General features: G+C 71.0%; 10 protein-coding genes and 1 pseudogene. 7 read left to right on the plus strand and 4 right to left on the minus strand.

Features of this window, described 5'->3' with window-relative positions; translation table 11 throughout:
- Nucleotides 1-119: 119 nt before the first annotated feature.
- Nucleotides 120-866, plus strand: coding sequence for a sulfite exporter TauE/SafE family protein (locus ACNF49_RS46965; protein WP_482941766.1), 747 nt, complete (start codon nt 120-122; stop codon nt 864-866).
- 146 nt (nt 867-1,012) lie between these two features.
- Here ACNF49_RS46965 and ACNF49_RS46970 read toward each other — a convergent pair.
- The 3 genes and pseudogenes from ACNF49_RS46970 to ACNF49_RS46980 all read right to left on the minus strand — a co-directional run.
- Nucleotides 1,013-1,972, minus strand: a pseudogene (locus ACNF49_RS46970) (carboxylate-amine ligase); the annotation flags it as partial.
- Nucleotides 1,973-2,045: 73 nt separating this feature from the next.
- On the minus strand, nt 2,046-2,702 hold the full coding sequence (locus tag ACNF49_RS46975) for a M15 family metallopeptidase (RefSeq protein WP_482941767.1): 657 nt from the start codon (nt 2,700-2,702) through the stop codon (nt 2,046-2,048).
- Nucleotides 2,703-2,714: 12 nt separating this feature from the next.
- Nucleotides 2,715-3,863, minus strand: coding sequence for an ROK family transcriptional regulator (locus ACNF49_RS46980; RefSeq protein ID WP_358001894.1), 1,149 nt, complete (start codon nt 3,861-3,863; stop codon nt 2,715-2,717).
- A gap of 137 nt (nt 3,864-4,000) precedes the next feature.
- On the opposite strand from ACNF49_RS46980, the gene ACNF49_RS46985 reads away from it, so the two are divergent.
- The 4 genes from ACNF49_RS46985 to ACNF49_RS47000 all read left to right on the plus strand — a co-directional run bounded on the left by ACNF49_RS46985 (nt 4,001) and on the right by ACNF49_RS47000 (nt 8,700).
- On the plus strand, nt 4,001-5,320 hold the full coding sequence (locus tag ACNF49_RS46985) for an extracellular solute-binding protein (protein ID WP_482941768.1): 1,320 nt from the start codon (nt 4,001-4,003) through the stop codon (nt 5,318-5,320).
- A gap of 2 nt (nt 5,321-5,322) precedes the next feature.
- Nucleotides 5,323-6,336, plus strand: coding sequence for a carbohydrate ABC transporter permease (locus ACNF49_RS46990; RefSeq protein ID WP_357985677.1), 1,014 nt, complete (start codon nt 5,323-5,325; stop codon nt 6,334-6,336).
- Nucleotides 6,333-7,184, plus strand: a complete 852-nt coding sequence (locus ACNF49_RS46995; protein ID WP_352323156.1) for a carbohydrate ABC transporter permease — start codon at nt 6,333-6,335, stop codon at nt 7,182-7,184. Before ACNF49_RS46990 ends, ACNF49_RS46995 begins: the two co-directional genes overlap by 4 nt.
- A gap of 76 nt (nt 7,185-7,260) precedes the next feature.
- Nucleotides 7,261-8,700 (plus strand): glycoside hydrolase family 3 protein, encoded by a 1,440-nt coding sequence (locus tag ACNF49_RS47000; RefSeq protein WP_482941769.1) that lies wholly within the window; start codon nt 7,261-7,263, stop codon nt 8,698-8,700.
- 24 nt (nt 8,701-8,724) lie between these two features.
- Here the strand turns inward: ACNF49_RS47000 and ACNF49_RS47005 are convergent, their stop codons facing one another.
- Nucleotides 8,725-9,906: an ROK family transcriptional regulator gene (locus tag ACNF49_RS47005; RefSeq protein WP_357985683.1), complete on the minus strand. Its 1,182-nt coding sequence runs from the start codon at nt 9,904-9,906 to the stop codon at nt 8,725-8,727.
- An 89-nt stretch (nt 9,907-9,995) separates the two neighbouring features.
- On the opposite strand from ACNF49_RS47005, the gene ACNF49_RS47010 reads away from it, so the two are divergent.
- Nucleotides 9,996-11,867 (plus strand): endonuclease/exonuclease/phosphatase family protein, encoded by a 1,872-nt coding sequence (locus ACNF49_RS47010; protein ID WP_482941770.1) that lies wholly within the window; start codon nt 9,996-9,998, stop codon nt 11,865-11,867.
- An 8-nt stretch (nt 11,868-11,875) separates the two neighbouring features.
- Entirely contained in the window at nt 11,876-12,325 is a 450-nt protein-coding gene (locus ACNF49_RS47015; RefSeq protein WP_352323159.1) for an RrF2 family transcriptional regulator, read from the plus strand.
- Nucleotides 12,326-12,384 lie beyond the last annotated feature (59 nt).

Raw genomic sequence — 12,384 nt, forward strand, 5'->3', positions numbered from 1 at the left:
AGGACGACCACCGACCGCACGCCCCGACCAGAGGCAGGGACGCCCCCACCACCGACCCACACCCGCCGACCGGAGGCGAGAACCACCACCGACCGCGCGTCCCGATTGGGGGTGGGGTGGTGACGGTTGGTGAGCTTGGATTTCTGGGTGGGGCCGGGGTGCTGGCGGGGGTGGTCAACGCTCTGGCCGGGGGCGGCACGCTGATCTCCTTCCCGGCGCTGGTGGCGTTCGGCTACCCGGGCGTCACGGCGTCGGTGACCAATGCGGTGGCTCTGTGGCCCGGCTACCTGGGCGGTGTCGTCGGCTACCGTGCCGAGCTGCGCGGGCAGCGGCGCAGGGTGACGGCGCTGTCGGCCGCCACCGTGGCGGGCGCCGTGGCGGGCTGTTCGCTGCTGCTGCTCACGCCGGGCCGGCTGTTCGACTCGCTGGTGCCGTGGCTGGTGACCTTCGCCAGCCTCGCGCTGCTGGCCCAGCCGTGGCTCAAGGACCGCTTCGGCGGCGCGGCCGGGCAGCCTCCGAGCAGGCTGGTGTACGCCGGGGTGTTCCTGGGCGGCTGCTACGGCGCCTACTTCAACGGCGGGATGGGCGTGCTGCTGCTGGCCGTGCTCGGCATGTTCCTGCACGACGACCTGCACCGGGTCAACGCCGTACGGGCCGCGTTGTCGCTGGTCGTCAGTACGGTGTCGGTAGTGGCGTTCGCGCTGTTCGGCCCGGTGGAGTGGCAGGCCGTGGCGGTGGTGGCGCCGGCCAGCCTGGCGGGTGGCTTCCTCGGCACCCGCGTGGCCCGGCTCATGCCGCCGAACGTGCTGCGCGGCGTCGTCGTGACCTTCGGCCTCGGCGTTGCGGCGGTGCTCGCGCTGCGTTGAAACTGCGCTGTAGCTGCGTTGAACGGGCGGGTCAGGCGACGGTGGCCTCGATCAGATCGTCCACCACGTCGGTCAGGTCGTTGCCCCGGGCGTGCACGCGCCGCCCCGGAGCCCTTGCTCAGCAGCCGTTCCAGACCCTCTTCGATGAAGGTCAGGTCGCCGGCCTCGGCCAGCGCGGCGCTCACGTGACCGAACAGGCGGCGGGCCATCACCGTGGCGGGCACGAGCGTTCCGTGCCGCACGTCGAGGCTGTCGCCGACCAGGCCGTCCCGGGCCGCCCGCCAGTAGGCGGCCCGCAGCACCTCCGACGGGATCGGCAGCCCGCGGTCGCCGCGCGCCACCTCCCGCAACGCGGTCACGACCAGGGCCCGGATCAGGCCGATGATCGTCAGGCTGTCGCTCACGTCGAGCGGCACGTCGGCCACCCTGATCTCGACCGTCGGCAGCCTCGGCGACGGACGGGTGTCCCAGAAGACCGTCTTGGGGTCCATCAGCGCGCCCGACTCCGACAGCGCCCGCAGCGCCAGCTCGTAGTCGCCGAACGTCGGGAAGAACGGCGGCGCCCCGGACACCGGCCACCGCCCCCAGCTGATCACCCGCCAGGACGCGTAGCCGGTGTCGCGGCCCACGAAGAACGGCGAGTTGGCGGCCAGCGCGATCAGCGTCGGCAGCCAGGGTCTGAGATGGTTGCCGACGTAGACGGCGATCTCCTCGTCCGGTACGTCGACGTGCACGTGCAGCGCGCAGATGCTGATCTCGTCCTGCAACGCCCGGTAGAGCTCCTTGCCCTGCTGATAGCGGTGGTCGTCGGTGAGCGGCGGCGGCATGACGTTGCCGAGCACCGGGATGCCGCTGGCCACGACCGCCAGGCCGCACGACCGGGCCGCCTCGGCCACCTCCTTCCGTGCTGCCCGTAGCTGGGAGCCCAGCTCACTGAGGTCGGCGGAGGGCGGCGTACGGGCCTCCACCTGGAAACGGGTGATCTCGTGGGCCACGTCGAGCATGTCCGTCGCGGCGGCCAGGACTTCGGCCGCCCGGGGGGACACGTGGCGGGTGCGGGGATCGACGACGAGGTATTCCTCTTCGATCCCGATCAACGGAACCATGCACACCTCGCTGGGGAGTCCGAAGAGCCTCCGCCACAGGTTGTGCCCGTACCGCTGCCGGGGGAAAACCTGGCTAGAAGGGGGCAGGACCGTACAGGGCGGCGGGGGCGCCGGTGGACATGGCCCAGTAGCGGTCGCCGTACGACCAGTGCCACCACTCGGTCGGGTAGTTGACCAGGCCCACGGGCTCCAGGGCGGCGGCCAGGATCTTGCGGTGGGCGCGGGCCTCGGCGGGGATGCCGGCGGCGGCCGTGTAGCAGGCGCCGCCGCTCTCCTCGGGGTTGTCGTTGACCTGGGTGCCCATGTCGTACTCGGTGCCGTCGGGGGCGCACAGGGTCAGGTCGACGGCGGCGCCGGCGGTGTGGGGGGCGACCTCGACGGGCGACACATAACGACTCGCCGCGACATAGGACTCGGCGGGCGTCATATCGGGGTAAGTGGTCAGGAGTTCGGCGCGGTAGCCCTCGAAGATGCGCCGCTGGGTGGCGATGGGCCGGTATCCCTCGACGATCAGCAGGTGGAAGCCGTCGGGCAACGAGCTCTCGGCCTGCTCCAGCCGGTCGAGCAGCCCCGCGCGCAGGTGCGCGTACGCGCCGTCGTCGTCGGCCATCCGCGTGTCGACCCGCAACCGCCCGCGTACGTCGGCCAGCGGCTCACCGCACTCCCGGACGGGGATCGCCGAGACGCGCGGATCGGAGATGAGGACTACGTCGGTGTCGAGCTGCCACATGGGCAGAAATTCTCACACAGTGTCGGAGAAAACCTGCTCCCGGGCCTGCTCCAGGGCCGCGACCATGGCCCCGCGCAGCACCGCGTTGCCGGTCACCTTGGTGGTCACCACGGTCGGCTGGCTCGGGCACACGCGGGCCACGGCCTCCTCCACCTTGGCGGCCAGCCGCTCGCCGCCGGCCCGGCCGACGTCGCCGCTGAGCACGATCAGCCCGGGGTCGAGCACGACGGCCACGGCCGCCGCGCCCACGGCCAGGCGGCCCGCCACCTCGTCCAGGTAGTCCTCGTCGCCGTTGCGGACCAGGTCGGGCACGGTGTAGCCGATCACGCCGTGCTCGCCGGCCAGGCCGCGCAGGGCGTCGTGGCCCACCAGGCGCTGGAACGAGCCCGACTGCGGCTGCGAGACGTCGGCCGGCAGCGGCTCGCCCGGCACCGGCAACCAGCCGATCTCGCCCGCGCCGCCGGTGATGCCGCGGTGCAGCCGGCCGCCGAGCATGACGCCGAGGCCCTGGCCGACGCCGGCCCAGATGACCACGAAGTCGTCGTGGCCGACGGCGGCGCCGTAGCGGCTCTCGGCCAGGGCGACCAGGTTGACGTCGTTCTCTATCGTCACCGAGACCCCGAGGGTCTGGCGCAGGCTGGCCAGCACGCCGACGTGCCAGTCGGGCAGGTCGTAGGACCAGCGCACGTCGCCGCTGCGGGGATCGACGACGCCCCGGGTGCCGATGACGAAGGAGCGGAGCTGGGAGAGCTCGACGCTGGCCGTGGCGCAGGCCCGCTGCACGGCCGAGTGGACCGCCTTGACCGGGTCGCGGGCGTCGGACGGGTTGACCGTCACCTCGACAACGATTTTACCTGTGATGTCCGCCACACCGACAGTGAGGCTGTCGGGCAGCACCTCCAGCCCGGCGACGTACGCGCTCGACGGAACCACGGCGTACAGGGCGGCGTGCGGCCCCCGGCCGCCGGCACGCTCGCCCGCAACCTCCACCAGCCCCCGCTCTTCGAGGCGAGCAAGCAGCTGACCTGCGGTTACCTTGGATAGCCCCGTTCGCTCCCCCAGTTCGGCGCGGGTCAGCGGACCGTCCGCGAGGAGGAGTTCAAGTGCCGAGCGGTCGTTCAACCTGCGCAGCAGCCGGGGGATCCCCGGGCTTCGACTCATTACCGCACCCCTCTCGTCACGAATGGCTAACGAGCGTTTCTTTTAAGAAAGTTTCTTGTTAGTTTAACAGCGTCGTTCGGCATTTGACGATCAGCCTGGTGCGGACCGTAGGCCAGCACCCGGGAAGGGAGAACCCTGTGAGGATCGCGAAGATCACAGCCACTACGGTCACCACGGCCGCCCTGGCCCTGGGCCTGGCCGCCTGTGGGTCAAGCGAGGAGCCGAAGCCGTCGTCCAGCGCGGCCGCCCCCGCTTCCAGTGGCCCGAAGTTCGCGGGCAAGACGCTCAGCGTGTGGCGTCTGGGCGACAGCAACCCTGCCGCCGCCAAGTACATGGAAGAGCTCAACGCCGAGTTCAAGACGCAGACCGGCGCCGAGGTCAAGCTTGAGTGGATCCCGTGGCCGCAGGTGGCGGACAAGTTCGCCGCCGCCGCGACCGGCACCGGCCCGGACGTGACCGAGATCGGCAACGACCAGGTCCCGATGTGGCAGAGCCAGGACGCGCTCACCCCCATCACCGACATCGCGCGTGAGGGCGACCGGGCCCAGATCCCCGAGAACCTCTACGGCTACGAGACGGTCGACGGCGAGATCTACGGCATCCCGTGGGGCGCCGGCGCCCGCGCGGTGCTCTACCGCAAGGACTGGTTCGCCGACCTGAAGATCGAGGTTCCCAAGACCTGGGACGAGCTCGTCGCCGCGGCCAAGAAGATCCAGAAGGAGAAGGGCGCCGGCGTCGACGGCTTCGCCTTCAACGGCGGCTCCGACGCCAACCACCTGCTGGCCGCGTTCGCCTGGTCCGAGGGCGGCGAGTTCGCCGTCAAGGAGGGCGACAAGTGGGTCGGCAAGCTGACCGACCCCGGCTTCCAGAAGGGCTTCGAGACCTACACCGGTCTGGTCACCGGCGGCCTGTCCGGCAAGGCGAACCTGACGCTGAACACCGTCGACATCCGCAAGCGCTTCGCCAACAACAAGGTGGCGATGTACCTCACCGCCGGCTGGGACCTGCCCGGCATCGAGGAGGACTCGAAGGGCAAGCTGAAGGGCGACAAGCTCGGCTTCTTCCCGCTGCCCGCCAAGACCGGCGGCCTGGCTCCGTCCTTCTTCGGCGGCAACGACATCGCGCTGTGGGGCGGCACCAAGGAGGCCGACCTCGGCAAGGAGTACATCAAGCTCGCCACCAGCAAGACCTGGGCCGACCGCTACGCCAAGGAAGGCGGCCTGCTGCCGGTCTACCCCGACACCCTGGCGGCGCTGAACGAGGACCCGGCCCAGGGCCCGTTCGCTCAGGCCTTCGCCAAGGCCAAGGCGTTCCCGGCCGACCCGAACTGGGCCGAGGCCGACGCCACCAAGGCCGTGCTGCAGAACGCGGCGCGCGCCGTCATCGAGGGCAAGAAGGACACCACCACGGCTCTCGCTGACGCCAACAAGGAACTCGAAGAGATCCTGAACCAGTAACGATGGCGAACACGACTACGGTCACCCGGGGCAGGGGCTCGTCCCCCGCCCCGGGGCGCCGCCGTAAGAAGGGCGGCGGGCCCGTCAAGGCCACCGGGATGCCCACATGGAGCATCCCGTACGTGCTGCTCATCCCCGGTCTGCTGGTCATCGCGGGTCTGCTGCTCTACCCGATGTTCCAGCTCGGCGTGATGGCCTTCCAGAAGGTCGGGCTCGCGCAGATCAGGGGGAGCAAGCCGGCCGAATGGGTGGGCCTGGACAACTTCAACAAGGTCCTCTCCAACGACATCTTCTGGTCGGCTCTGCGCAACACCGTGGTGTTCGCCTTCGTCGCCGTCAGCCTCACCCTGATCGTGGGTACCGCGGTCGGCGTGCTGCTGAACAAGCTCGGCAAGAAGATGTCCCTGTTCGTGGTCATCGGGTGCATGTTCGCCTGGGCCGTGCCGCCGGTCGCGCAGGGCGTCATCTGGCGCTCGCTCTTCGACGCCGAGTCCGGCATCGTGAACTGGCTGCTCAACCTGCTGCCCGACTGGCTGGCCGCGCCACCCGCCGGCCAGCAGGACTGGACGGGCACCCCCTGGCTCAACGACACCTTCCCGCTCTACGTCGCGCTGATCGTGTGCGTGGTGTGGGCCGGGTTCCCGTTCATCGCGGTCTCGGTGCTGGCGGGTCTCAAGGGCATCCCGTCCGAGCTGTACGAGGCGGCCAAGGTCGACGGCTCGGGGGCGTGGCGGACGTTCAGGAAGATCACCCTGCCGCTGCTCAAGCCGGTCTTCGCCGTCCTGACGATCCTGTCGATCATCTGGGACTTCAAGGTCTTCAGCCAGCTCTACGTGCTGATGAACGGCCCGACCAACCGCGACGGTTTCAACCTGTCGATGTACGCGGTCGCGGAGGCGTTCAAGCCCCCGCAGAAGCTGGGCACGGGCGCGGCGATCTCCATCGTGCTGACGATCATCCTGCTCATCATCACCGTCGCGTACGTCCGGCAGATCGTGAAGCAGGAGGAGATGTGAACGCGCTGGCCCGCAAGAAGCTCGGGAAGATCCTCCTGAACACGGCCGGTGTGCTGGTCTTCCTCTACGCGGTCTTCCCCGTCTACTGGATGGTCTCCACCGGCTTCAAGGAGAACGACCAGATCTTCACGACGGAGTTCATCCCGTTCCCGACGCACTTCACCTTCGACCACTTCGCGCGGGTGCTGACCGAGGGCGTGGCGAACAACTCCATCTGGCTCTACATGCGCAACAGCGCGATCGTGGCGCTCGGCACCGTGCTCATCGGCTCGGTCTTCGCGCTGCTGTCGGCCACGGCCATCGCCCGCTTCCGCTTCAAGGGGCGTGGCACGTTCCTGGTCATCCTGCTGATCGTGCAGATGTTGCCGGCCGAGGGCCTGCTCATCCCGCTGTACATGATGGTCAAGCGGGTCGGCCTCGGTGACCAGCTCCTCGGGCTGATCATCACCCAGGTCGCGCTGACGCTGCCGTTCGGCATCTGGATGTTGCGCACGTTCGTGGCCGCGGTGCCGCGGACGCTGGAGGAGGCGGCCTGGATCGACGGCGCGAGCCGCCTGACCACGTTCTGGAAGGTGCTGTTCCCGCTGGTCGCGCCGGGGTTGGTGGCCACGAGCATCTTCTCGTTCATCACCGCCTGGAACGATCTGGTGTTCGCCCTCTACCTGATGTCGGGTTCCGAGGGTTACACGATGCCGGTCGCCCTGCAGTACTTCTTCGGCCAGAAGGGCGTCGACTGGGGCGCGATCATGGCCGGTTCCACCCTGATGACCCTTCCGGTGGTCGTCTTCTTCCTGCTGGTACAACGCCGCATGGTCGCCGGTCTCACCGCCGGGGCCGTGAAGGGGTAACAGGCACTGATCCTCGTACGGCTCGGACTGGTCCGGGCCGTACCCGATCGTGCCGTCATTCAAGTGATGAGGAGCCATGAGTCAGAGTGATCGGGGGCTGCGTCGCCTCGCGGCCGGCACGCTGCTCGTCGCCTTCCAGGGCACCACGGCGCCCGACTGGGTGCTGCGTGAGCTGGACAACGGCCTGGGCGGCGTGACGCTCTTCGGGTTCAACGTCGCCGGGCCCGACCAGGTCAGGTCGCTCACCACGACGTTGCGCGCCTCGGCCGAGCCCGTCATCTCGCTCGACGAGGAGGGCGGGGACGTCACCAGGCTGGCCTACCACGTCGGCAGCCCGTACCCGGGGAACGCGGCGCTGGGGGCGGTCGACGACGTGGACCTGACCTGCCGGGTCTACGCGGCGATCGGGTCGGAGCTGGCCGCGTGCGGCATCAACCTGGACCTCGCGCCGAGCGCGGACGTCAACACCGAGGCCGACAACCCGGTGATCGGGACCAGGTCCTTCGGCGCCGACCCGGCGCTGGTGGCCAGGCACACGGTCGCGGCGGTCAACGGGCTGCAGTCGGTGAACGTGGCCGCCTGCGTCAAGCACTTCCCCGGCCACGGCGCCACCCGGGTGGACTCCCACCTGGCCGTGCCCGTCGTGGACGTCGGCCTGGACGTGCTGCGCGCCCGCGAGCTCGCGCCGTTCCGGGCGGCCATCGAGGCCGGCGCCAAGACCGTGATGACCGCCCACGTGGCGGTTCCGGTGGTGACCGGGGACACTCCGGCCACCCTGTCACCCGCCGCTCTGACCGGGCTCCTCAGGGGCGAGCTCGGCTACGACGGCGTGGTGATCACGGACGCGCTGGACATGCACGCGATCACCAAGAGCGTCGGCCTGGCCAACGGCGCCGTGCTCACGCTCGCGGCCGGGGCGGACCTGATCTGCCTCGGCCCGATCCCCGGCGAGGACGACGTCCAGCGGGTCATCGGGGAGATCGTGGCCGCGGTGACCGAGGGCCGCCTGCCGGCCGCCAGGCTGGAGGAGGCGGCCGACCGCGTGGGGGCGCTGCGGGCCTGGTTCGGCACGCCCGAGGTGATCGCGGCCGAGCAGAACGGGGTCGGCCTGCACGCCGCCCGCCGCGCCGTGCAGCTGACCGGCGAGACGGAACCCCTGGTGGAACCCCTGGTGATCGAGGTGGACACCCCGCCCACGATCGCCGTGGGGAACGTGCCATGGGGTGTGGGCCCATGGCTGCCGGACGCCGAGATCGTCCGCGTCGAGCCCGCGGCCGCCGACGTCCCCGCCCTGCTGGCCAAGGCCGCGAACCGGTCACTGGTCATCGTGGTGAAGGACGCCCACCGCTACCAGGCGAGCCAGGAACTGGTCTCCGCTCTGGTGGCGGCCCGCCAGGACACGACGGTGATCGAGATGGGCCTGCCCGTCTGGCGGCCCGACAGCGCCGCCTACATCGCCACGTACGGGGCGGCCAGGGCCAACGCCCAGGCCGCCGTGGAACTGATCACCGCCTGAGACGGGCGGCCACGGCCCGCCGGATCAGGGCGCGAGGAGCTCCTCGCGCGCCTGGTCCAGGGCGGCCAGCACCGCGCCGCGCAACACCGGGTTGGCGTGGGCGACCGCCGTGGTGACCACCTGCGGCCGCACCGGGCAGATCCGCGCCACGGCCTCCTCCACCCTGGAGGTCAGCGCGGATCCCCCGGCGTGGCCCACCTCCCCGGCCAGCACGACCAGCCCCGGGTCGAGGATCACGCAGACCGCCGCCACGCCCAGCGCCAGCCGGTGGGCGATCTCGTCGAGCATCGGCTCACCGCGGGACCCGGCCGCCACCGCGACCTCGACGCACTCGCCGGCGCTCTCGGCCGCGAAACCGTAGCCACGGGCCAGCTCGGCCACCGCCTCGGCGCTCACCAGCGACTGCAGACCGCCCGCCAGCGACGGCAGGCGACCCGGCTTGGTGCGGATGTCCTCCGGCAGCGGCACGCCGGGCACCGGCAGGTAGCCGATCTCCCCCGCGCTGCCCGAACGCCCCCGGTGGAGCTTGCCGCCCAGCATGACCGCCATGCCGAGGCCCCGGCTCGCCCACACCAGCACGAAGTCGTCGACGCCCTTGGCTGCGCCGTCGGCGTACTCGGCGATGGCGGCCAGGTTCACGTCGTTCTCGATCGTCACCTCGCGCCGCAGGTCGCCGGCGAGCGCCTCGTGGATGCCCTCGTGCCAGCCCGGCAGGTCGAAGGAGAAGCGCACGTCGCCGCTGCGCGGATCGACCACGCCCGGGGTGCCGATCACCACGCCGCGCAGCTTGGCCAGGCTGACCTTGGCGCTGCGGCACGCCTTGACGATCGCGCCGTGCACGGCGGCCACCGGGTCGTCGTGGCCGCCGGGATCGACGGTGACCTCGGCGATCGTGCGGCCGTGGATGTCGGCGACGGCGGTGGAGATGAGCTCGGGCCCGACCTCCAGACCGGCCACGTACGCGCTGGAGGGGATGACCGAGTAGAGCGCCGCGTTCGGCCCCCTGCCGCCCGCCTGCGCGCCCACCACCTCGACCAGGCCGCGCTCCTCCAGCCGCGCGAGCGTCTGGGAGGCGGTGACCTTGGACAGACCGGTCAGGTCGCCGATCTGCCCCCTCGTCATGGGGCCGGTGGCCAGCAACAGCTCCAGTGCGGCCCGATCGTTGATCTCCCGGAGAAGTCTGGGCACACCAGGACGACGCTCCACGCTGATTCCCACCGTCAATTCGAAAAGGTTGTTGGAAGTTTAGCGCCCCAGCTCTTGCATATCATCGGAGCCGAACACGAGGATGCCTCATGACCATCCCCCGCGGCCCGGCGATCATGCTCGCGCTCGGCCTCGTGCTGCTGCTGGACGTGTTGAGAGTCTTCCTCCCGTCGTTGATCACCCTGTTCGGCCGGGCGGGCGAGACGCCGCCGGAGCTGATGGGTCTCTACGCCGCCGCCTGGTTCATCCTGCCTTTCCTGGCGCTGTTAGCCAAGCCGCGCCACGCTCTGCTCGGCGGCGCCGCGGCGCTGGTCCTCGCCAGGATCCTGCTGCAGGCGGGCGTGAGCCAGCTCTATGTCGCCTCGGCCGGCGTCACCGCGGGCCTGGTCTTCCTGTACGGCTGCACCCACGCCGTCCCGCGCCGGGCGGTGCCCGTCGGCGTCATGGGCGGCCTGAGCCTGTCGCTGATCGTCCATCTGCTGCTGGACGGCGTGGATCTGGTCTGGCGTGACGGCCTGGTCCCGTGGCTGGCGGTGCTCTCGGTCTGCGCCGCCTTCCTGAGCCTCCTCCGCCCGCCGGCCGCCGAGGTGGACCGCGCGCCCACGCTGACGTGGTTCCTGCTCGGCCCGGCGATGTTGCTGACCGGCGTGGCCGCCACGGGCTGGGCCAAACCCGAGCAGAGCCCTACCGACCTGTGGGTGGTGCTGGCGGGCACCGGCCTGCTCGCCGTCGTCCTGGTCATGGTCGTGGTGCAGGCCGCCCACCCGCCGCTGTCGCCGGTCTTCGACGTCATCCTCGGGGTTCTGCTGGTGGCCTCCGCGGCGGCGCTCGCCCTGTCGGCGTCCTACGTCACCGTGCTGCTGATCGGCTGGCTCGGCCCCCTGCTCGCCGGGACCGCGAGGCCGGACCGCCCCGCCGGACGACGTCCGGGAGTGGCCGTGCTCGGCGGCGGGCTGGTCTTCTTCGTCGGGCTGTTCGTCTACTACGCGGCCTACGACATGAACCTCGGCTTCCCCAACGGCCTGGTCCTCGTGGCGGTGGCGGTGCTGGTGGCCGCCCTCAGCGTGGTCACGGCCCTGGTCCGGCACTCGCCGCGGCCGGGCGCGCCGGTCCGCATCGGCTGGTTGCCGGTGCCCGTCGCCGTCCTGCTGGTGGGGCTCCTGACGCTCGGGGCGCCGTCCGCGCCGCCCGTACGGGCCAAGCAGGGCGACACCTTCACCCTGATCGCCTACAACATCCGCATGGGCTACGGACTGGACGGCCGCCTGTCGCTCGACAAGATCGCGGCGTGGGCCGCCGCCCAGAAGCCCGACGTCGTGCTGCTCAGCGAGGTGGACCGCGGCTGGCTGCTCAACGGCGGCCACGACGACCTGGCCAGGATCGCCCGCGGCCTCGGCATGCGCTACCACTTCGCGCCCGCCGCCGACCAGGTGTGGGGCGACGCGCTGCTCACCAACCTCCCGGTCAAGCAGGTGCACTCCCACCCTCTGGGCGCCCACGACTACCCCACGGGCGCGCAGGCCCAGACGGTCGTCCTGGAGGTGGGAGGCAAGGAGGTGGGCATCGTCAACACCCATCTGCAGGCCCCCGAGGGCCAGGCGCCCGAGGTCGCCGCGATCGCCCGCGCCCTGGCCGCCGGCCGGGACGCCGACGAGGCCGGGCACCGCGCCGCCGGAGCCGGGGAGCAGGTGAGGCGGCCGGTGATCCTGGCGGGCGACCTCAACACCCGGCCCACCGATCCGGCCATGGAGGTGCTGAAGGCGGCCGGGCTGAGCGACCCGCTGACCGCGTTCGGGGACCCGCCGACCTCGCCCGCCGACGCCCCCAAGGAGCGCATCGACCACGTGCTGCTCACCGAGGGGTTGACCGCGATTTCTGCGCAGGCGCCGCGGTTGCCGTATTCGGATCACCTGCCCGTTCTGACGACCTTGCGCCTAACCAGTGTTGACCAGGAGGGATAATCGAGAACATGCGCCTTTCCGCTCGTGTCGACTACGCCCTCCGTGCCGCCGCTGAACTCGCCGCAGCCGGCGCGGGTCCGACTACCGTGGGTGAGCTCGCCAAGGAACAGGACATGCCTCCCAAATACCTGGAGAACATCCTGCTCCAGATGCGCCGCGCCGGCCTCGTGCGCGGCCAGCGGGGTCCCGAGGGCGGCTACGTGCTGGCCCGGCCCGCCGCGAACATCTCGCTCGCCGACGTGATCAGGGCCGTGGACGGGCCGCTGGCCAACGTGCGCGGCGAACGTCCGGAACATGTCGGCTACCGAGGTCCGGCCGAGTCGTTGCAGCAGGTGTGGATCGCGTTGCGCGCCACCGAGCGCGCCATCCTGGAGGAGGTCACGCTCGAACAGGTCGCCACGGGCAGCCTTCCCGAGCGCGTCCGCCAGCTCGCCGCCGACCCCGCCGCCTGGGACTGACCCTCTGGCCGGGCATGGCGGCGGGCATGGCGGGCGCCCTCGGGCCCGTGGCCGCCGCC

This window comes from Actinomadura sp. ATCC 39365, from assembly GCF_054392275.1.

Excerpts from the sequence above, each read along its gene's own strand:
- ACNF49_RS46975 (WP_482941767.1), bottom strand. The coding sequence starts at position 2,702 with ATGTGGCAGCTCGACACCGACGTAGTCCTCATCTCCGATCCGCGCGTC.
- ACNF49_RS46980 (WP_358001894.1), bottom strand. The coding sequence starts at position 3,863 with ATGAGTCGAAGCCCGGGGATCCCCCGGCTGCTGCGCAGGTTGAACGAC.
- ACNF49_RS46990 (WP_357985677.1), top strand. The coding sequence starts at position 5,323 with ATGGCGAACACGACTACGGTCACCCGGGGCAGGGGCTCGTCCCCCGCC.
- ACNF49_RS47000 (WP_482941769.1), top strand. The coding sequence starts at position 7,261 with ATGAGTCAGAGTGATCGGGGGCTGCGTCGCCTCGCGGCCGGCACGCTG.
- ACNF49_RS47010 (WP_482941770.1), top strand. The coding sequence starts at position 9,996 with ATGACCATCCCCCGCGGCCCGGCGATCATGCTCGCGCTCGGCCTCGTG.
- ACNF49_RS47015 (WP_352323159.1), top strand. The coding sequence starts at position 11,876 with ATGCGCCTTTCCGCTCGTGTCGACTACGCCCTCCGTGCCGCCGCTGAA.